Here is a 19,072-nt window from a genome sequence, read left to right on the forward strand (position 1 = left end):
CCTCACTCCCTCCTCTACGGGAGCAGAACGGCGGAGCACAAGGCGCCGTAGGTAATGCCCCCGAACTAGTGATGTGGAGAAAATAAACAGTGAAGGTAGCGATTTTCGGCGGCGACGGTTTCTGCGGCTGGCCCGCCTCCCTCTATCTCTCCGACCAGGGCCACGAGGTAACAATCGTGGACAACCTCTCCCGCCGCGCTATCGACACGGAGCTGGGTGCTGAGTCCCTCACCCCCATCGTGAGCATCGACGAACGCCTTGCCGCATGGAACGAAGTGACCGGCAAGACCATCGGTTTCCGCAACATCGACGTTGCGCAGGACTACGATGCCCTGCTGGATTTCCTCACCACCGAGCGTCCTGACGCCGTTGTGCACTTCGCCGAACAGCGCGCCGCGCCGTACTCCATGAAGTCCTCTCGCACCAAGCGCTACACGGTGGATAACAACATCAACGCCACCCACAACCTGCTCGCCGCCATCGTGGAGTCCGACCAGGACATTCACGTTGCGCACCTGGGCACCATGGGCGTCTACGGCTACGGCACCGCCGGCATGAAGATCCCGGAGGGCTACCTGGACGTCCAGGTGGATACCGGGGATAACGGCGTGGTGGAGCAACAAATCCTCTACCCCTCCAACCCGGGGTCGGTCTACCACATGACGAAGGTGCTGGACCAGCACCTGTTTGCCTACTACGCCAAGAACGACGAGCTGCGCATCACCGACCTGCACCAGGGCATTATCTGGGGCACCCACACCGAGCAGACCGCGCGCGACGAGCGCCTCATCAACCGTTTCGACTACGACGGCGATTACGGCACGGTGCTCAACCGCTTCCTCATCCAGGCAGGTATTGGCTACCCCCTCACCGTCCACGGCACCGGCGGCCAGACCCGCGCGTTTATCCACATCCGGGACATGGTGCGCTGCATCGAGCTAGCACTCAACAACCCGCCGGCACGTGGAGAGCGCGTCAAAATCATTAATCAGATGACTGAGACCCACCGCGTGCGTGACTTGGCTGAGCTGCTCGCGAAGATTTCCGGCGCCGAGGTGGCCTACGTGCCCAACCCGCGCAAGGAGTCCGCGGAAAACGAGCTTCATGTCACCAATGACACCTTCTTGGAACTGGGACTGCAGCCCACCACCTTGTCGGAAGGTTTGCTCCATGAGGTCGAGGATGTTGCTCGCAAATACGCAGAGCGCGTCGATCGCTCTAAGATTCCGGCCCAGTCCCTGTGGACCAAGCAGCAGCACGCAGGTGTTCCTGACACCGCGGTAGACGCGGCCGACAACGCAGCAAAGGCCTAATCTGCCCGTGCGCATCGCGATCGTTACCGAGGTTTTTCTGCCCAAAATTGACGGCGTGGTCACACGTCTGACCCGCACTCTAGATCAGCTGGCGGCGATGGGCCATGAGGTCCGCATCTTTGCCACAGGCAAGGCGCCTGACACCTATGCCGGCTTCGAAGTCACGCGTATCCCGAGCCTCTCACTCTGGGTCTATCCAGAGATCAAGTTTGGCTTGCCCTCCTGGAACTTCTTCAGAGAGATTCGGGATTTCGACCCCGATGTCATCCATGCCGTCAACCCCATTTGGACCGCCGCCCTCGGTGTTTTTGCCGCGCAGCGCGATGCCGTTCCTCTCGTGGCGAGCTTCCACACCAACGTCCCCGAGTATGTCGATGCCCTAGGCATCGGTTGGACACGCCCGCTCACTGAAGCCGCGCTCAAGTATCTCCACAATCAGGCTGCAGTGAACCTGTGTACCTCTGGCCCCATGGTGGACACGGCCCGCGAGGTAGGAATTCGAAATATGAAGTTGTGGCCGAAGGCCGTGGATACTGAGACCTACCATCCCTCCCGGGCCACCGCGGAGATGCGCACCCGCCTTACCGATGGCAACCCTGAAGCGCCGCTTCTCACTTACATCGGCCGTGTCTCCAAGGAGAAGGATCTCAAGCGACTCAACAACGTGATGCGTCTCGTGCGTGCTGAGTGTGACGATGCCCGTCTAGCCATCGTCGGCGACGGCCCCTTCCTCAACGAGCTCAAGGAAACCTTTGACCCTTCCTTCACCGTCTTCACCGGCTATCTTTCCGGTGAGGAATTGGCCGCGGCGTTTGCGACTGGGGATGTCTTCCTCTTCCCGTCCGCTACTGAAACACTAGGGCTCGTCGCTCTCGAGTCTTTCGCGTCGCACGTGCCCGTCATCGGCACGCGAGCAGGTGGTATTCCCTTCGTCATTGAGGAAGGGGTCACCGGACACCTCATCGATCCCGATGCCGGGGACGCTGCCTGGGCAAACGCTGCGGTTGAGCTGCTTCAGGATTCCGCACGCCGAGAGAACATGGGAGCTGCTGCCCGCTGCGAGGCAGAAAAGTATTCCTGGGTAGAATCCACTCAGGCCCTCCTCGCCGCATATGAGGAGGCTATCGAGCATCCCTACCGCAGGGACTAAAGAGCAACAGTCAAGGAGCACTTATGGACTCAGCGAAGAACCTGTACTCCGCCGGCGCATTTATCCAGGCCGGCATTGACGCCGCCTTCGCTCGCCGCCTCGGCGATGTCAGTGACGTCGAGGTCAACTTCGTTCCCACCCCACCGCGTCAGGCGGCGAATGTCGAGCAGACAGAGCAGCCCGAGCAGGAGGATCACCCTGCTCTGGACCAGCGCGCCACCGTGCGTTTTACCACCGCCAACGGCACCTACGATTTTGAGGGCCTGCGCCTTGCCACCATGAAGGATGGCCAGTTCCACTGGGCCACGGGCTTGGCTGAACACTCCGCTATCCCGGAATTTCGCGGCCCCCAGCCGGACAATGAGCTCCTGCGTGGCCTAGCACGCCGCCTCGTTGGTGACCGGCCTGTCGTCCGCGTTCCCCAGGGTGAGGGCGAGTCCCTCGTTGCCGTGGATTTCGCAGAGCTCGACCCACATCCCGCTGCGGTCATCCTCGCCGGTGTGGAGCGGAGTGGAGACATCGAGGGAGGCGTCGACGAGCGCATTGCTACCGCCGAGCTCGCCTCCTATATGAATGTGCCCAACGATACCCCCGACGCTCTAGCTCAGTTCGAGGGCTCCCGTATCGTTGCTCTTCCTCACCCCTCGCAGCACCCGGGCCCCACCGCGCGTGACATTCTTGCCGATGCCCACTACCTTGCTGCCGAGCACCAATTCTTCCTCGACGGGCGCTTCCCCAACCTCAGTGCAGACCTGGATCCTGATACCTCACGCACCGTGGTGACGACCGCCCATGGTTCGTTGACGGCCTCAGCTCACCTCATCGCCACACTCGATGAGAAGGCTGGGACCTACACATGGGCCTGGGCCGATGCCCTCGCCTCCACCAAGGCAGCACAGGCAGCTGGCAATCTGCGGCGGTTCGCCTATGACCACGCCGTGCCTGACCTCCTCCGGGCTCGAGTCCCCGTAGCCTACGCCCGCCACGCTCGTCTGCCACAGCTGGCCTTGCCCATCCTCGGATTGTGGACGCTCTTGCCGGTGCGCCTACCGGATGGGCGCCACGGCCTCGCGCTGTCCGACGCCCCTGCCTTCCGCCTGCCTGCGCCCTCACCAGCCGCCATTGACGCCACGTTGCGCATCCCCGTGCCACAGGGGGTTGATGAGCAGCGTGCCCGCGCCGCCTATCAACGCCAGCGCGGGTTCTAACTTCTCACTAGGGCGTGAGGATTGCGCGGAATTCCTCCGAATCAACTTCCTCAATCGAGGACGGAGTGAACTGCGCATCCTGGGTTTTGTCCACGAGAACCGCCCGCACGCCCTCCGAAAAATCCGGACGGCGGTACATGTGCATGCCGAGCTTGAGCTCCAACAAGAGGGCTTCGCGGATGTCATCGACCTTCGCCTCGGCCTCAAAAAGCTCGTTGGCAGCAATGATCGCCGCTGGGCATGCCGCGGACATGAGCCGTTTCACTTCACCAGCGATCATCGGGCGCTTGTCCAGTTCTGTGGAAATCTCCTCCCACGTCGACAGCGCAAAGGTCTCCTCCAAGTCCTTCGCTACCTGCTCCAGCGGTGCTGGTTCCTGCGGTGCAGGAAGGGCTAGGTCGGCCAAGGCAGCGTCGATCCCGCGCTCGATGGCTGCCTCGATGAGTTGAGCAGCATCTTTCACCACGTGCGTAGCAACGCCAGTCCACAGCATATCGGCGGCATACATGCGGTAGCCAGTGATTCCCCAGAACTTAGCCAGACCAGGTGATGCCACCCCACGGGTGCCCACCATACGCTGAGCTGCATAGGCCACACCGACGTCGGTGACATAGCCAATGTTCATCTCCGGCATAGAAGCAAAGGCGCGCTGCGTCACCACTCGATGCGAACCGTGAAGTGAAATGCCCAGGCCACCGCCCATGACAACGCCGTCAATCACCGCAATGTAGGGCTTTGGAAATTCAGCTATGTCGCCGTTAGTGAGGTACTCGGAGGCAAAGAAAGCATCAACGTCCTCGAGTCTGTCATCAGCAATCCCTTCGCGCGCATGACGAACATCGCCACCAGCGCAGAATGCCTTCTCGCTCGCTGAGTGAATGAGGACCTGTTCAATAGAATCATCCTCTGCCCACTCCTCGAGGCTGCGGCGAATGATGTTAATCATCTCTGGGTTCAGCGAGTTGAGTGCCTTAGGTCGGTTGAGTTCAAGGACTCCGGTATGGTTGCGGACAGAAACGAGCACTGGATCAGTCGTAGTCATACGCACCAGTGTTCCACATCACAAATCTTTCGGCCACCGAATTTTACGATTACAGAAACGGTGTTCTTTCTTGCTTCCACAGCTCGTTGCCCTCGATATGGATGGCACGCTTCTCAATCCGCACGGCCAGCTGCCCGCCGATTTTCCTGAACTCCGCGCGTTGGCCGCCGCGCAACACTGCGAACTGGTTCCGGCGTCGGGCCGTCAGCTTGCCACGCTCACGGAGATGTTCCCTGACCTTGGTACCTTCATTGCGGAGAATGGTTCTGTGGTCGTGCGTGGCGGGGAGATTATCGCTACCTCGCCTATCGGGGAAGAAACTGTGCGCGCCGCTCGCGCCGCCGCGGATGCCATCACCGAGCCGCACGCCACTGTTCTGTGCACCCCGGAGACGGCCTTCGCCTCTGAGGATGTACCGGCAGCCGCCCGCGAGGAAATTTCCACGTACTACAAGGCGGTCACATGGGTGCCTGTGCTTGGCGACGTCCCCGATACCAACATCATCAAAATCGCTATCTTCTGTGAATCCGGTACCGAGGCGCACGTTTATGAGCCCATCCGGAGAGCTGTGCCCGACGATAACGTCGTGGTGTCCGGCAAGATGTGGCTCGATGTGATGGCCCGTGGCGTTGATAAAGGCGCCGCGCTCACCACACTGGCAGAACTCTCTGGGGTTCCTGTTTCTGCCACAGTTGCCTTCGGCGACTATCTCAATGATCTGGAGATGTTGCGCGTTGCTGGTACTGCCGTTGCCATGGACAACGCGCACGCACAGCTCAAGGAGGTGGCAGACATCATCGCCCCAGCCAATACAGACAATGGTGTCAGCGTGGTTCTGCGTAAGCTTCTTAGCTCCTAACACGCTCCCAGGTATCCTGTCCGGTTCAACCATGCCCGCGGAGTAGCATTACCCGGGTTCCCTAGCCCTCTGATCCCCACGTGCGGAGTGTTTACGTGAAGAAGTTTGTGCGGTCGTTGTTGTCACGTTCGACAAAGCGTGAGAAGTCTTCCTCAAGTCCCTCGACGCCCTCCCCTTCTTCCCCGCCATCGGCCGCACCCGAGCCGAGGCCAGAGCCCAAGGCAGAGCCTAAGCCGAAGCCAGTGTCCGAGCCTAAGCCCAAGGCAGAGCCTAAGCCGAAGCCAGTGTCCGAGCCTGAGCCCAAGCCAGAGCCGAAGCCCAAGCCAGCTTCTAAACCGGCGCCGAAGCCCGCACCGAAATCTGGCCGCCTACGTCCCCGGAGGAGCGACAACACCTCCCTTGAGCTAGATTCGGCGTCCCTCCCCAAAGCGTCCGCTGTGCGCAAGGCACAACTTACTAAGGCCCGCGAAGATGCCGAGGACACACCCTCGCGACGCCGCCGCCCGCTCCCGCGTGCTGTCAAGATTCAGCCAGGGGCCGCTGCTGCACAACAGGCAAAACGCACTGCTCCCGCGGTTCCCACTAGTCCAGTGCAACCATTGCCAGAGCCGAGCACGCCGAAGAAGACCACTCCGAGCCCGTCTATCACGACAAAGCCGGTCACAGAAACATCAGACAACGAGATTGCGCGCGCCTTGGCTCGCCGCTCCCAGCCCGTGGGCACACCGACCGCGCAACAGCTCAAGCCGGCACACCCCTCCCGTGAACAGCGGCGGTCCGCAACCACAGCGGAAGATAGCAAGCTGACCGATAAGGAACAGGTCCGCGCCGATCAACGTGCTGAATCATCTGCTGTAGCAGTCAGCCAGAATGGGAACGAGCACGCTACTGACGTGTTGGCTGTGCCGAAGGAATCCGCCACCGTTAAGCGGGAGCGGCGCGCACGCCTGCGCCACGTACCGGGGCTCGACGGCCTTCGTGGCCTCGCAGTCCTAGCTGTGGTGCTGTATCACTTCTTCGGTGACCTTGTGCCAGGCGGCTACTTGGGCGTGGACATGTTCTTTGTCCTGTCTGGCTTCCTCATTACCTCTTTGCTTGTCCGCGAGTACAACGTCACCGGACGCATTAACCTCAAGGATTTCTGGATCAGACGTTTCCGTCGCATCCTGCCGGCGGCGCTCATCGTGCTCTGCGTGTGCACTGCACTAGTCGCAGCGATAGGGGGTGACCTGGCCGTTGGCATCCGTGAGCAATTCCTGGGCACCTTGTTCTTTGTCAACAACTGGACCCAAATTGCCACCAGCCAAACCTACTTCGCGCCCAATGAAGTTCAGGTCTTTGCACACTATTGGTCGCTTGCTGTGGAGGAGCAGTTCTACCTGCTATGGCCGCTTCTCATGATCGGTGTCTTCCGCATCTCACGCGCGAAACCCAAGCGCCTCCCCATCGCGGTGACTCTGCTGCTCGCTATCGCCTCTGCCCTCGCTATGGCGTTCCTCTTCACGCCCGGCGAGGACCCTACCCGCGTCTACTATGGAACCGATACGCACGCCTTCGGCCTCCTCATCGGCGCGCTTTTGTCCTTCGTGCTCACCACGACGGCGAAGGATGCGGGGGCGGACTCGTGGGCGTCATCAAGCAAAGGCGCAATCGCCGGCACCGTGGGAACCCTGGCTTGTGTGGCTTATCTGACGCAGCTGGTATGGATGGGCGCGGACCGCGAGTTCACGTACCGGGGCGGACTTGTGCTCACCAGTGTGCTCGGTGCTGCCATGATATGGGGCGTGGTGCGCGAAGCTGGGCCACTGACCTGGTTGTTCCGCACGCGCGCCATGCGTTGGCTGGGACAGAGGTCCTTTTCCCTGTACCTGTGGCATTGGCCCATCATCATGATTCTGCTGGCTGTCTCCGATGCACCCGCGTGGGCCCTGGGGATTCTTGCCCTGCCGCTCTCCTTCGTACTGGCAGAGATCACCTATCAGTTTGTGGAAAACCCCTTCCGCCGCGGTGGTTACCTCAAGACATGGCACAATTACTGGGCAGCACGCCCCTCCTTGCATGAGATGAAGGAGGGCTTTGGCAAGGCCATGTGGCCCGCCGTCCCAGCCCTCGTCGTGCTTTCTGTCGTGGGAGTGATTTACGGAGTAGTGACTTCCAGTGACAAGACGGAACTTGAGCGTGAGTTGGAGCGCATGGCGCAGTCCAACGAAGAGGCGGCAGCGTCTGCCGCAGCAACGCCTACGGCTTCAGAGAAGCCGAAGGAGAAGCGACAGCTTCCCACTGGCGCGGAGATTACGGCGATAGGTGATTCCGTCATGCTCGCCTCCTCAGAGGCGCTCAATGCTGCATTCCCCGGTATCTACATAGATGCGGAGGTCTCCCGCCACTACTCCGCTGCACTCCCCCAGGTGTCATCCCTGAGTGAGTCCGGCCAGCTGCGTTCCACCGTCTTTGTAGGACTTGGCACCAATGGCGCGGCCGCTGACGGGCAGTTGGATGAGTTACTCGATACTATCGGCCCCGAGCGAACCGTCATCCTCGCCCTACCGTATGGTGACCGCGAGTGGATGGGCCAAGCACGCGCGGAGATGGTCGAGGCAGCATCGCAGCGCGACAACGTCTACCTGGCGGATTGGTGCGGCACCGCACAAGAGAACCCGGCGTTGCTGTATGACGATGGTGTTCATCCGCTAGCCGAAGGCGCGAGCCTGTACGCCCACGCCTTTGAGGAAGCTCTCGAACAATACGCCAACGACGACAAATCTCTCGCGACCGCATGCGAAGCATGAGCCACTCCCAGCGGAGGTAAGCCTGGTTGCTCCCTATAAAACGCCAACAGCGCCGCTCGGAAGCGGCGCTTGTCGTGTGGGGTAAGCCCAGATAAGTCGGTAGCAGCGAATTAGTCGACGGAAAATTCGGCCATCTTATCCCACTCGGTCTTTCCTTCGATCTTCGTATTGATGATGTCCGGGGTTTCCATTAAGTACTTAGGGAGCTCTTCGCAAGAACGCTTGAAGTGCTCGGTATTGACGTGGTCGACATCCGTGCCGTCCTTGTAGGACTCCAGCAGCAGGAAGCGCTGCTTGTCTTCCGGATCGCGGAACCACTTGAAGTCGATGCAACCGGGCTCGGCCTGGCAGGCCTTGGTGTACCAGTCAATTTCATCGAGGAAGGTCTCGGCGTACTCAGGCTTGACGTGGAACTGTACGTTGATCAAAATCATGAACCCCACAGTAACGCGCTGGCCGAAAACGTGCAGAAAGCCCTGCCTACAACGGCAGGGCTTCGTTCACTGGTCTTTGTTGGGGTTATTTTGTGGGGGCTACTTGTTGAAGAAGTACTCCGCCACATAGACGTAAGTGCCGTCGTAGGACTGGGCAACACCGAAGCCAGTGCCGTCAGTCTTGGTCACGGGTACATCGCGGTTGAGCCAGTTAACGCGGTCCTTCGCTTCAGACTCGGTGAGCTTGTAGATATTGCCGCTGCCTTCTTCTAGGTGCGTCAGGCCGTCACCGGCGTTCTCATGGAAGGTGACCTTGCCGGCAGCTGCCTGGTCCGCCCATTCCTGGGCGATGTTCTTGGCGTTCCCATCAGCATGGTGGCCCTGCTTCAGCAGGTGAGCGTGAGTAGCTCCAACGAGCTCATTCGCCACGGCGGGAGTCGGCTTCTTGATGAAAGCCGGCAGCTGGACATTGAACTGCTTCGCAACATCATATGCTTGGGCAGGCAGCTCGATCTGGAGAGAATTAATCTGCTCAGTGGCCTGGGAGGACAGCTGGTTAATATCCTGTGCCTGGGCGGCTGATGCGCCGGACACCGCGAGGGCTGTGGTCAGAACAGCGGTGGCGGACAGGCGAGAAACACGACGGAATGCATTCATGCCTACTACCGTGCCATAGAATCCCCGTGTTTGAGAACTAACCTTCCGGACTCACAGGAAATTCGATATGGCATTGTTATCCTCCGAGACGTAGGCGAAAGGGTGAGCAGTAGTGCTGGATGTTGTGACGGGGTTTGCGATTATCTTCGTCGTTATCGCTGTGGGCTTCGTGCTGGCACAGAAAGGTGTCATCGGTAAAGGCGAAGCTCGGCTGCAGTTCAACCGAGTTGCATTTTGGGCTGCAACCCCGGCGCTAATTTTCTCCAGTGTGGCACAGTCAGATACCTCGGCGTTTGCTTCTCCTGTCGTGGCGGTCATTGCGGTTGCCTCGGTAGCGACGATGGGGCTATACGGGCTGCTGAGCCTGCTGTTCTTCCGTCGTAGCGGCGCAGAGACGATGGCGGGAGCTGCGGCCTCAAGCTATTACAACTCGGTCAACATCGGTCTCCCCATCGCTACCTACGTGATCGGTGACGCCACCTTCGTCGTCCCCGCCCTCGTGCTTCAAATGGCGGTGCTGTCCCCGTTCATCATCGCGGGACTCAATGCACAAGGAACAAGCTTCCGTTCTGTGACCCGCTCAGTGACTTCAGGTCTCACCGCGCCGGTCGTCATCGCGGCAGTTCTGGGATTCATCGTCTCGGCCATGGGATGGACCGTGCCGGACGTCATCATGGCGCCTCTGGAGATCCTAGGCGGGGCATCCATTCCGATGATCCTCATGAGCTTTGGTGCTTCCCTCAAAGGAGACTCACTTCTGGACAATGACCGGCTTCCTACCATCACCGCGACAGTGCTCAAACTTATCGCCATGCCGGCCATCGCCCTTGCTGCAGGCCTAGCCTTTGGCTTAAGCGGTAGCGAGCTCTATGCCGCACTCATCTTGGCGGCGCTGCCCACGGCACAAAACGTGTACAACTACGCCGCAACCTACCAGACTGGTGAGACCGTAGCGCGCGATACGGTTTTCCTCACCACGTTCCTCTCACTGCCAGCCATGCTGGGTATCGCGGCTCTCTTCGGCTAGGGCATTCCCTATCCTTCGAGCTTCTCTCCCAGCTCCAGCCATTCCATCTCGAGCTCCTCACGCTCGGCGGCAACGGCCTTGAGTTCTGCGTCCAGCGTCGACAGCTCTGCGGAATCGCCCTCGCCGGAGGTCATTTTCTCGGCGGCGGCAGCCATTTTCTCGTTCAACTGTGAGGTTTTCTCATCAAGCTTGGCCATCTTGCGCTCGAGTGAATTCATCTTCTTGGTGAGTTCACGCTCTTCCTGGGAGCTGAGACGCTTGGTGGGGGCTGCGGCGGCAGAACCTCGTGCCGGTCCTTGCGCGGAATCTGCTGCTGAGCTGGAGGCAGCGTCCGCGGCAGGTTCCGAAGACTTCTCCCCAAGATCAATAACACCGCGAGACGCGGTGGCCTCCATCTGCTGGCGGCGCCGGAGATACTCCTCGATACCACCGGGAAGGTTGGTGAGCTTGCCATCGCCGAAGAGCGCATAGGTATTGTCCGCGATGCGTTCGATGAGGTAGCGATCGTGCGAGATAACCACCATCGTGCCCGGCCAAGAATCCAAGAGGGATTCCAGCTCTTGAAGGGTATCGATATCAAGGTCGTTCGTGGGCTCATCGAGAAGCAGCACGTTCGGCTCCGCCATAAGCACACGGGTCAGCTGCAGTCGGCGGCGCTCACCTCCGGACAGATCACCCACTGGAGTGCGCTGGCGCTTGGCGGAAAATCCCAGGCGTTCCGCCAGCTGAGAAGCACTGAGTTCCTTCTTTCCCAGATGCACATAGGTGGCGACGTCCTCGACGGCGTCGAGAAGCCTGCGTTCTGGGTCGAGGTCATCAAGCTCTTGCCGCAACCAACCAAGGCGCACGGTTTTACCTTCGATACGCTTACCTGCGGCCAGCTCCACCTCACCTGCGAGCGCCCGCAGCAACGTTGTCTTACCTGAGCCGTTGACACCGACAAGCCCAATGCGCTCACCTGGGGCGAGGCGCCACGTGAGGTGATCCACCAACGTGCGACCATCCGGCGTCGTAACTGTGGCATCCTCGAGTTCAATGACAACGCGCCCTTGGCGCTGCTTGGAGAAGGCCATGAGCTCAACTTTGTCGCGCGGTGCGGGAACATCCGCAATGAGTGCCTCAGCGGCCTCGATGCGGTAGCGCGGCTTCGAGGTTCGCGCCGGTGCACCGCGGCGCAGCCACGCGAGCTCCTTGCGCGCCAGATTCTGGCGGCGTTGCTCCATGGCATCGGCCTGCCGGGCTCGCTCAGCGCGGGCGAAAGTCCAGTCATTGTAACCGCCCTCGTACGCATCAACCACGCCATCATGGACCTCCCACGTGGTCGTAGCAATGGTGTCGAGGAACCAGCGATCGTGGGTGACAACGATGACCGCTAGCTTGCGGGCAAGCAGGTGCTTCGCCAGCCACTGCACGCCTTCCACGTCGAGGTGGTTCGTCGGCTCATCAAGCACCACCACATCAAGGTCCTGCACCAGCGCGGCCGCAAGATTCACGCGGCGGCGCTCACCACCGGAAAGGGATCCCACCGGGGTATCGAGGCCGAGGTCGACGATACCGAGCCCGCCGAGGACATCGCGCACCTTGGCATTGGAGGCCCACTCGAAGGTTTCCAAACCGAGGGGCTCGATAATGACCTGGGCAATGGTGAGCGACTCCTCCACCTCAAAGCGCTGCGTCACCACCGCCATGCGTAGATCCGAGTTGTGCGATACTCGCCCCGAATCCGGCGGCTCAATGCCCGTGAGGACCTCCAGCAGCGTGGTTTTACCACCACCGTTGACGCCGACGATACCGATACGATCACCGGTTTGAACACCGAGAGAGACCCTGTTCAGGAGGGTCTTGAGTCCAAAGGACTTGCTTACATTTTCCAGGTTGATGAGGTTCGCCATAACGCCTTCATCCTAGTGGGTGGCAGTATCAATTAGGAAAGATCGACGAGGCTTGCGCCCGTGGCAGGAGCCGTGGTCACAAGTCCACGAGTCCCGCGGTTATCAGCGCACACACTGGCAACGACCTCAGCCGCCGTCTCCTCGTCCTCGCATAGAAAGGCACAGGTCGGGCCAGAACCAGAGACAATGCCTGTGAGCGCGCCGGCAGCCTCACCAGTATCCAGAATCTTGCGCAGGTCTGGGCGTAGGGACAATGCTGCCGGTTGAAGGTCATTGTGCACAGCAGCGGCAAGCTCCCGCGGGTTGCCGCTGACGAGTGCTTGGCCCACAGCCTCTGTATCGAGGTGCGGAGCGCTTCCTCGGCCGGCGGCTCGCAGTTCATCAAGTTTGTGAAAGACCGTCGGGGTGGATAGGCCTTCGGAATTGGTGATGATGGCCCAGATGTAACGGCCACGCGCCAGCATCGGCGTGAGCAATTCGCCGCGGCCGCGGCCTAGTGCGGTGCCGCCCATGAGCGTGAAGGGCACGTCAGAGCCCAACTCGGCGGCGAGTTCGAAGAGCATCTCCTCGGTGACGGGTTCGCGGCCGAACTCGGTGCTCAGCGCATGATTGGCCAAGAGCAGAGCCGCAGCAGCATCGGCCGATCCGCCCGCCATGCCGCCGGCAGCGGGGATGCTTTTCTCCATCGTGAGGGTGCCAGTCGCCGGCACCATGAGGCGCTGCGCCACCAGTTCCACGGCACGCCAGGCCAAGTTGTCGATGGATGCCGGCACCCCCGCCGAGTGAAGCCCAGTGACCTCCACGGTGGTGTCCTCGGCCCAGCGGTAGCTCACTCGATCGTGTACGTCGAGGGACTGAAACACGGTGGCGAGCTCGTGAAAGCCGTCCTCGCGCGCCTGGCCAACCCCGAGGTGCAGGTTCACCTTGGCATGGGCACGGGCCTGCCACAGGCGCGGGGGTGTTGTCATGGGATTGCTCATGAGACTTCCGCCAGTCGGACAAAGTCCTCCACACCAAGCTTCTCACCGCGCAGGCGCGGATCAATGTCCGCTGCACGCAGCGCTTCTTCAGCCGCCGCGGCGGAGCCGTAGTGCCCAGCCAGCGCAGCGCGAAGAGTCTTACGGCGCTGTGCGAAAGCAGCGTCAACCAGCGCGAAGAGACGCGGGCGAAGAGACTCGTCATAAGGACGCGTGCAGTCGATACGCACCAAGCCCGATTCGATCTTGGGGGCGGGCCAGAACACGTTCTTGCCTATCGTCCCGGCCTGGCGCACCGGCCCGTAGAACGAGGCTTTCACACTGGGCACGCCATAAACCTTGCTGCCCGGCGCGGCAGCAAGACGTTCGGCCACCTCGAGCTGAACCAAAACGAGTACGCGACGAATCGAAGGATAAAGCTCAAGCAGGTGCAGGAGAACCGGAACGGCGACGTTGTACGGGAGGTTGGCCACGAGTGCGGTGGGCTCCCCCAGCTCCCCGGCCCCAACGGCGAGGGCGTCCTTTTCTACGAGGGTCAGGCGATCCGCTTGCTCGGGAGCACGCTCAGCGACGGTTCCCGGAAGCTTGCCAGCCAGGCGCGGATCGATTTCCACGGCCGTGACATGTTCGACCTCTCCCACAAGGCCCAGGGTCAGTGATCCCAAACCCGGCCCAACCTCCACCACGCGGTCCTCGGAGTCAAGGTCCGCGGCGGCAACGATGCGCCGAATGGTGTTGGGGTCATGCAGGAAATTCTGGCCCAGCTTCTTTGTCGGTGTCACGTCGAGCTCGGCAGCAAGCTCGCGTATCTCCACCGGGCCCAGCAGGAGGGGTTGTGTCATGTCATCCAGATTAATACGCCGAGCACTTAAAGCTTTAGCGCAGGCCGAGCTTCGCGGTGCAGGCAGGCCATGCGCCCCAGCCCTGAGCGGCCTGGACCTTCTGAGCTACGGCAATCTGCTGCTCGCGGGTGGCCTGCCAGGCCTGTGGTGCGTATTCATTGCCACCGAAGGCAGCCCAAGTGGACGGGGTGAACTGCAGGCCGCCGGAGAAGCCGTTACCGGTATTGATGGACCAGTTGCCAGTGGCTTCACACTGCGCGATGGCATCCCAGACCGAGCCTTCAGCGACGGCAGGGGCGGTGGACTTCGGCTTAGTGCCGCGCGCGATGAGGGCGGCGATCGGTTCGGTATGGACGTCTTCCTTAATGACGTCGTTCGACTCTTCTTCGCCATTCACCGTCACGATCTTGCGGGTGACGGTGCGGGAGCCTGGAGTGCCCTCTTCGCGGACCTCCTCGGTGCCCTCTTCCAGCTCAGGATCATCCACATACTTAGCCGGTGCATCGAACTCTTCAGTGTTGTCTTCCTTAGAGACCGTGACTCGATCCACGGTGATGCTCATGCCGGCGGTGACCGGGGTATCAAGCTCTGGGCTGACGCGGTCATCCTTGTCCACGGTGATGCCACGTGCCTCGAGCGCATCCTCAACGGTCTTCGCCGAGACGCTTGCATAGGAGACGGAGCCTCCGTCGGAGACCTTGACAATCTTCGGAGAAATTACCTCGATGTTCATCCCTTCGGTCACTACCTCGTCGTCCGCGATTTCCTTCGCCCCGGAGGTTACCGCAGCTCCCGGCACAATGCCGTCGAGGCCGCCGAGCAGATCAGAGACGGTGAGATCGGTGGAGGACAGCTGCGTTTCCACGCCATCAATGGTGACGGCGACCGGCTTGGCGGTGCGAACGGTGATGGAGTCGCCGTCGGCAAGCTGCTCGGAGAGGGCCGGGTACACCAGGTCCTCACCGTCTACGCTGACCCCGGCGGCTTCCAAGGCGGTGTTGACGTCCCCGGCAAAGGTAGCCAGAGTGGTGGTTTCACCGTTGACGTCAAGCGTGATGTCCTTCTGCGCACCGACGGCGACAACACCGCCCACGGCGAGGGTGCCCAGTACACCGCCGGTTGCCATGCGCAACGGCAGGGAGCGGGAATTGTTGATTCGCTTGATCTGCTTCTTCGGGGACATAAACCTTTTCTCGTCTCTGCAGTATGACGTGCCGAGCATGCGCCCGGCACCTGACTCTGCGCGACAGAATGCGCGCCCCGGCAATCTCAATGCCGGGCTAACTTTGGATAACGATACGGTAACAGGACGTAACAATCGAGAAGTACGTACACGCCGCTACCACTGGCAGAACACTCGTCACAACAAACACGCCTGCCACCTCTGAGCAGGAGGTTTAGCAAAAGTGAAGATCCTCACACCCCGAAGGTTGCGGCGAAAGTTTCCGTCACCTCCGCAGCAAGTTCTTCCACCTGCTGACCACGGGCCTCCGCGACACAACGGTAGGTATGTCCGATAAGCGAAGGCTCATTGCGCGACCCACGGAAAGGCTCCGGAGTCATGTACGGAGCGTCGGTCTCAATAAGCAGCTGACCCGCTGGTGCCAGTGCCGCCGCCTGACGCATCTCTTCATTGCGCTTGAAAGTCACATTGCCGGCGAAAGAGAGGATATAGCCGCGGTCGAGCGCTGCCTTGGCCACCTCCAGCGGGGAGGAGAAACAATGCAGCATCACCGTCGGCGCCTGAGCGCACTCCCCCAGCACGCGCATGAGGTCCTCGTCAGCTTCACGGTTGTGAATCATAAGGGTTTTACCAACCTTGGCCGCCAGCTCCGCGTGCCAGCGCAGCGCTTCCTCCTGCACCTCAAGCGGTGCGGTGCTCTCCGGTTCGTGATGAATCCAATATGTGTCCAGGCCGGTCTCGCCGATGGCCACGCAGCGCGGGTCCGCAGCCATCTCAGTCAGGCGAGCACGGGCGGCCTCGTCGAGCTCACCCGCCTTTGTCGGGTGAATTGCGCACGCGGCATACACGTTATCGAACTCGTGGGCGGCAGCCAGGGCTTTTTCAGCCTCAGCCAAACCATCACCAACGGTGACCATGCGTTCCACTCCAGCGGCACGGGCGCGGACAACCAAGTCGGCGTCAGAGTCGCGACACGAGGCGAGGTGCGTGTGGGCGTCGATAAGCTGGCTCAGACCTTCGGCGGGCACGGGCGTGGGGCGTGGCTTCTTCTTAGACATGGCTGCGAGTGTAGTCGCGCGCGCATGAGAATCCGCACAGCGACGGACTCCACTGTCCCCCGCGATAACATCGGCCCTCAACCGGGCTTTCCGGAGAACACGGCCTCTATCAAGTTGCATGAGAAGTTCGGCTTTGCCACTGTAGGTACGTTCAAGAAAGTGACCTGCAAGGCTGGGCGCTGGCCCGACCTCACCCATTTGCAACTCATGGTTTAAGGATCAATCATGCACGTTCGTCCCGCAGTGCTTGGCGACGCCCCCGCCATCGCCGCCATCTATAACTCCGCCTCCGCTGCAACGCCGGCTGCTAACCTCGTCACCTGGCAGGAAACCGTGGAAGACCGCGAGCAGTGGCTTACACAGATGGAGAAAGAAGGTTACCCGGTTTATGTCGCTGTGGACGACGAGGAGATCGTCGGCTGGGCAGCATATTTCCAGTTCGTGACCCCCGCCATCTACTACGGCACCGCTGAAGACTCCATCTACATCGCTGAGTCTGCGCGCGGCAGGGGTGTCGGCAGCGAACTGATGGCCACGCTCATGGATCATGCCGCCGAGAATGAGTACGTGGAAACCATCATTACCTACATCGTGGACACCAATGAGTCCTCTATTGCCCTGCACAAGAAGTTCGGCTTTAGCGAAACCGGCCGCATGCCCAATATCCACACCAAGGACGGCGTGCGCCTGGGGCTGGTGCACCTGCAACGCGATTTTGACCGCTCCTAGCGCGTTGACCGCTCCACCGTTGGCTATGCCGAGTCGTTAGGCTGAAGCCGGTGTGAGCGGCTCAATTTCCTCTAACTCAGAGAGGATTTTATCTTCCGCGACATCCAAGTCGTAGTGCGACTGGAGACCTAGCCAAAATTGCGGAGTCATTCCGAAAAACTTGGCCAACCGCAGTGCAGTATCAGCGGTGATAGCTCGCTTGCCGTGGACAATTTCATTGATCCGACGAGGCGGAACTCCAATCGATACGGCGAGCTTGTGTTGGGTTATCCCCATCTCCTTAAGGAAATCCTCCACAAGAATTTCACCTGGATGCACTGGGGGGAGCTTCTCAGTGGTAGTCAACGATCTCAACCTCCTGTGGCCCTGCGGCGGTCCATCGGAAACAGATCCGCCATTGACTGTTGATGCGAATGCTGTACTGACCCTGCCGAGCACCCTTCAACGCTTCGAGTCTGTTTCCCGGAGGTATTCGGAGCTCATCCAGCCTCTGGGCATAACCCAGCTGCCTCAGCTTACGGAGAGCAACCGTGTGAATACGCGGGTCGATGGAAGGTACTTTCTCACGATTCCATAAACGCTCGGTGGCCTTGTCCGCAAACGACTGGATCACAGTCTCACCCTATCCCCCCATGACGCCGCGCGTCAATAACGCAAGGCGTCAAATGCTTCTTCATTGTAGCTAAAAATGTATCTTGCCAGCTCTGAGTTCGCTAGCCAACAAGCTCGTCATCAATGTAGACCCGCGTGGTGGCGCGCAAACCAGCGACAAGCATGCACAGCGACAGCACCAAAAGGCCGACTAGCACGACGGTCCAGCTACCGGTGGCACCACGAATAACACCAACGAGCAGAGGCACACACCCAGCGAGGATGTAGCCGCCAGGTTGGACGAAGCCGGACAGGCGCGCAGTTGTCAGCGCGCTGCGGGTCCGTGCAGTCAGCAAAGCCAGCGCCAAAGGAAAGCACATGCCGCCAATGCCCATCAGGCAGGCCCACAAAAGCGGCGTGGAGTCAGCAGCCAGCAGCACACCGGCCCAGCCGGCGCCCGTGCACAGCGCCAGCACCACAGGAACAGCCGCCAGCCTGTATATTCTTGAGATAAGCCACGGCATGATCACGCCGCCAGCAATGTTAAAGACACCGATGATGGCCAGAGCCACGCTCGCGGTGTTCTCACCCACGCCTTTTTCTACGAGCATGCGGGGCAGCCAGCCCATCTGTACATAGGCCATGGTTGATTGCAGTCCAAAGAAGAAGAGCATGGCCACAGCCGTGGGCGAGGTATACATGGGGCGCGGGGCGCCCTCGCCGTCGACAGCTCCGTGGGCAACATCGCGTCCGGTCCGCGGGAGCACGACCATCCACGCGATGAGTTGCGCGATGGCGGGCAGGCACCACACCCACAGCGCACCCTGCCATGTGCGCTGAGTGACCGCCGACAACGGCCCCAGCGCACTCGATACCCCCAGCATCGTCGTGTACGTCGTCATGAGCGCCACTAGGGTGCGTCCCGAGCCATGTTGTTTAATCCACGCTGGAAGCAGGACATTGGCCAGCGCGATGCCGGCGACAACGCAGACTGTCAGGACCACAAAGAGCGGGAAGCTGCTGACCCATGGGCGCAGCGCCAATCCGGCAACGAGTGCTACCGTGCCGGCCGCCAAGGTGCGGCTCAGCCCTACGTGACGCGCGATGGGAACAGCAGCCAAGCCCATGACCGCAAAACACAGGCCTGGCAGCGCGGTGAGCAGTCCGGCTGCACCGGACGAGATACCGAAGAATCCCTGAATCTGTCCGAGAACCGGCGCTACCGAGGCAATGCCGGATCGCAAGTTCACCGCCGTGAGGCACACGACGGTGAACAGCAAGGCAGGCGCGAGTGTGCGCCGGAAGCGCTGCCCCACAGAAC

The 19,072-nt window shown here is 60.8% G+C and carries 20 protein-coding genes; 8 read left to right on the top strand and 12 right to left on the bottom strand.

The features are described from left to right. Positions 1 to 89 precede the first annotated feature (89 nt). From M5J09_RS01770 to M5J09_RS01780, 3 genes are read left to right on the top strand one after another with little or no spacing between them, the layout of a single operon-like run. On the top strand, positions 90 to 1,313 hold the full coding sequence (locus M5J09_RS01770; protein WP_070536757.1) for an NAD-dependent epimerase/dehydratase family protein: 1,224 nt from the start codon (positions 90 to 92) through the stop codon (positions 1,311 to 1,313). 7 nt (positions 1,314 to 1,320) lie between these two features. Then, positions 1,321 to 2,463, top strand: a complete 1,143-nt coding sequence (locus M5J09_RS01775) for a glycosyltransferase family 1 protein (protein WP_257156768.1) — start codon at positions 1,321 to 1,323, stop codon at positions 2,461 to 2,463. Between the two features lie 23 nt (positions 2,464 to 2,486). After that, a complete protein-coding gene (locus M5J09_RS01780) occupies positions 2,487 to 3,671 on the top strand; it encodes a DUF6882 domain-containing protein (RefSeq protein ID WP_257156769.1) in 1,185 nt (394 codons plus the stop codon). Positions 3,672 to 3,678: 7 nt separating this feature from the next. Here M5J09_RS01780 and M5J09_RS01785 read toward each other — a convergent pair whose 3' ends face one another. Continuing rightward, complete coding sequence (locus tag M5J09_RS01785) at positions 3,679 to 4,713, bottom strand: 3-hydroxyisobutyryl-CoA hydrolase (RefSeq protein ID WP_257156770.1); 1,035 nt, start codon at positions 4,711 to 4,713, stop codon at positions 3,679 to 3,681. 70 nt (positions 4,714 to 4,783) lie between these two features. Here M5J09_RS01785 and M5J09_RS01790 point away from each other — a divergent pair, with 70 nt between their 5' ends. Then, positions 4,784 to 5,572, top strand: a complete 789-nt coding sequence (locus M5J09_RS01790) for an HAD family hydrolase (RefSeq protein WP_042530124.1) — start codon at positions 4,784 to 4,786, stop codon at positions 5,570 to 5,572. A gap of 91 nt (positions 5,573 to 5,663) precedes the next feature. On the opposite strand, the gene M5J09_RS13250 is transcribed toward M5J09_RS01790, so the two are convergent. Next, entirely contained in the window at positions 5,664 to 5,966 is a 303-nt protein-coding gene (locus M5J09_RS13250; protein WP_257156771.1) for a hypothetical protein, read from the bottom strand. Positions 5,967 to 6,474: 508 nt separating this feature from the next. On the opposite strand from M5J09_RS13250, the gene M5J09_RS01800 reads away from it, so the two are divergent. Then, complete coding sequence (locus M5J09_RS01800) at positions 6,475 to 8,361, top strand: acyltransferase family protein (RefSeq protein ID WP_374982091.1); 1,887 nt, start codon at positions 6,475 to 6,477, stop codon at positions 8,359 to 8,361. Between the two features lie 110 nt (positions 8,362 to 8,471). Here M5J09_RS01800 and M5J09_RS01805 read toward each other — a convergent pair whose 3' ends face one another. Together M5J09_RS01805 and M5J09_RS01810 are read right to left on the bottom strand one after the other, a co-directional pair. Further along, on the bottom strand, positions 8,472 to 8,795 hold the full coding sequence (locus tag M5J09_RS01805; RefSeq protein ID WP_070536824.1) for a putative quinol monooxygenase: 324 nt from the start codon (positions 8,793 to 8,795) through the stop codon (positions 8,472 to 8,474). A 99-nt stretch (positions 8,796 to 8,894) separates the two neighbouring features. Next, the gene (locus M5J09_RS01810) at positions 8,895 to 9,452 is read right to left on the bottom strand and encodes a hypothetical protein (RefSeq protein ID WP_257156773.1); all 558 of its coding nucleotides are present in this window, start codon (positions 9,450 to 9,452) and stop codon (positions 8,895 to 8,897) included. 112 nt (positions 9,453 to 9,564) lie between these two features. On the opposite strand from M5J09_RS01810, the gene M5J09_RS01815 reads away from it, so the two are divergent. After that, positions 9,565 to 10,479 (top strand): AEC family transporter, encoded by a 915-nt coding sequence (locus tag M5J09_RS01815; RefSeq protein WP_257156774.1) that lies wholly within the window; start codon positions 9,565 to 9,567, stop codon positions 10,477 to 10,479. An 8-nt stretch (positions 10,480 to 10,487) separates the two neighbouring features. Here the strand turns inward: M5J09_RS01815 and M5J09_RS01820 are convergent, their stop codons facing one another. From M5J09_RS01820 to M5J09_RS01840, 5 genes are all read right to left on the bottom strand, one after another. After that, the gene (locus M5J09_RS01820; RefSeq protein WP_257156775.1) at positions 10,488 to 12,371 is read right to left on the bottom strand and encodes an ABC-F family ATP-binding cassette domain-containing protein; all 1,884 of its coding nucleotides are present in this window, start codon (positions 12,369 to 12,371) and stop codon (positions 10,488 to 10,490) included. 32 nt (positions 12,372 to 12,403) lie between these two features. After that, positions 12,404 to 13,339, bottom strand: coding sequence for a 4-(cytidine 5'-diphospho)-2-C-methyl-D-erythritol kinase (locus M5J09_RS01825; protein WP_374982089.1), 936 nt, complete (start codon positions 13,337 to 13,339; stop codon positions 12,404 to 12,406). 8 nt (positions 13,340 to 13,347) lie between these two features. Continuing rightward, on the bottom strand, positions 13,348 to 14,190 hold the full coding sequence (rsmA, locus tag M5J09_RS01830) for a 16S rRNA (adenine(1518)-N(6)/adenine(1519)-N(6))-dimethyltransferase RsmA (protein ID WP_257156777.1): 843 nt from the start codon (positions 14,188 to 14,190) through the stop codon (positions 13,348 to 13,350). A gap of 34 nt (positions 14,191 to 14,224) precedes the next feature. Next, on the bottom strand, positions 14,225 to 15,373 hold the full coding sequence (locus M5J09_RS01835) for a resuscitation-promoting factor (protein ID WP_257156778.1): 1,149 nt from the start codon (positions 15,371 to 15,373) through the stop codon (positions 14,225 to 14,227). Positions 15,374 to 15,606: 233 nt separating this feature from the next. Then, positions 15,607 to 16,431 (bottom strand): TatD family hydrolase, encoded by an 825-nt coding sequence (locus M5J09_RS01840; protein WP_257156779.1) that lies wholly within the window; start codon positions 16,429 to 16,431, stop codon positions 15,607 to 15,609. Positions 16,432 to 16,455: 24 nt separating this feature from the next. On the opposite strand from M5J09_RS01840, the gene M5J09_RS13285 reads away from it, so the two are divergent. Then, a complete protein-coding gene (locus M5J09_RS13285; protein ID WP_042530102.1) occupies positions 16,456 to 16,647 on the top strand; it encodes a GNAT family N-acetyltransferase in 192 nt (63 codons plus the stop codon). A 9-nt stretch (positions 16,648 to 16,656) separates the two neighbouring features. Continuing rightward, positions 16,657 to 17,160 (top strand): GNAT family N-acetyltransferase, encoded by a 504-nt coding sequence (locus M5J09_RS01850; protein ID WP_070536772.1) that lies wholly within the window; start codon positions 16,657 to 16,659, stop codon positions 17,158 to 17,160. 36 nt (positions 17,161 to 17,196) lie between these two features. Here M5J09_RS01850 and M5J09_RS01855 read toward each other — a convergent pair whose 3' ends face one another. From M5J09_RS01855 to M5J09_RS01865, 3 genes are all read right to left on the bottom strand, one after another. Beyond that, positions 17,197 to 17,457, bottom strand: coding sequence for a HigA family addiction module antitoxin (locus M5J09_RS01855; protein WP_042530098.1), 261 nt, complete (start codon positions 17,455 to 17,457; stop codon positions 17,197 to 17,199). A gap of 34 nt (positions 17,458 to 17,491) precedes the next feature. After that, positions 17,492 to 17,773 (bottom strand): type II toxin-antitoxin system RelE/ParE family toxin, encoded by a 282-nt coding sequence (locus tag M5J09_RS01860; RefSeq protein ID WP_070536774.1) that lies wholly within the window; start codon positions 17,771 to 17,773, stop codon positions 17,492 to 17,494. 100 nt (positions 17,774 to 17,873) lie between these two features. Next, entirely contained in the window at positions 17,874 to 19,067 is a 1,194-nt protein-coding gene (locus M5J09_RS01865; protein WP_257156780.1) for an MFS transporter, read from the bottom strand. Between the last annotated feature and the right edge of the window lie 5 nt (positions 19,068 to 19,072).

The organism is Corynebacterium sp. BF-R-2, from assembly GCF_024586525.1.
GTDB classification, from domain to species: Bacteria; Actinomycetota; Actinomycetes; order Mycobacteriales; family Mycobacteriaceae; genus Corynebacterium; species Corynebacterium singulare.

Excerpts from the sequence above, each read along its gene's own strand:
- M5J09_RS01820 (WP_257156775.1), bottom strand. The coding sequence starts at position 12,371 with ATGGCGAACCTCATCAACCTGGAAAATGTAAGCAAGTCCTTTGGACTC.
- M5J09_RS01825 (WP_374982089.1), bottom strand. The coding sequence starts at position 13,339 with ATGACAACACCCCCGCGCCTGTGGCAGGCCCGTGCCCATGCCAAGGTG.
- M5J09_RS01785 (WP_257156770.1), bottom strand. The coding sequence starts at position 4,713 with ATGACTACGACTGATCCAGTGCTCGTTTCTGTCCGCAACCATACCGGA.
- M5J09_RS01805 (WP_070536824.1), bottom strand. The coding sequence starts at position 8,795 with ATGATTTTGATCAACGTACAGTTCCACGTCAAGCCTGAGTACGCCGAG.
- M5J09_RS01780 (WP_257156769.1), top strand. The coding sequence starts at position 2,487 with ATGGACTCAGCGAAGAACCTGTACTCCGCCGGCGCATTTATCCAGGCC.
- M5J09_RS01840 (WP_257156779.1), bottom strand. The coding sequence starts at position 16,431 with ATGTCTAAGAAGAAGCCACGCCCCACGCCCGTGCCCGCCGAAGGTCTG.
- M5J09_RS01835 (WP_257156778.1), bottom strand. The coding sequence starts at position 15,373 with ATGTCCCCGAAGAAGCAGATCAAGCGAATCAACAATTCCCGCTCCCTG.
- rsmA (WP_257156777.1), bottom strand. The coding sequence starts at position 14,190 with ATGACACAACCCCTCCTGCTGGGCCCGGTGGAGATACGCGAGCTTGCT.
- M5J09_RS01810 (WP_257156773.1), bottom strand. The coding sequence starts at position 9,452 with ATGAATGCATTCCGTCGTGTTTCTCGCCTGTCCGCCACCGCTGTTCTG.
- M5J09_RS01850 (WP_070536772.1), top strand. The coding sequence starts at position 16,657 with ATGCACGTTCGTCCCGCAGTGCTTGGCGACGCCCCCGCCATCGCCGCC.
- M5J09_RS13285 (WP_042530102.1), top strand. The coding sequence starts at position 16,456 with ATGAGAATCCGCACAGCGACGGACTCCACTGTCCCCCGCGATAACATC.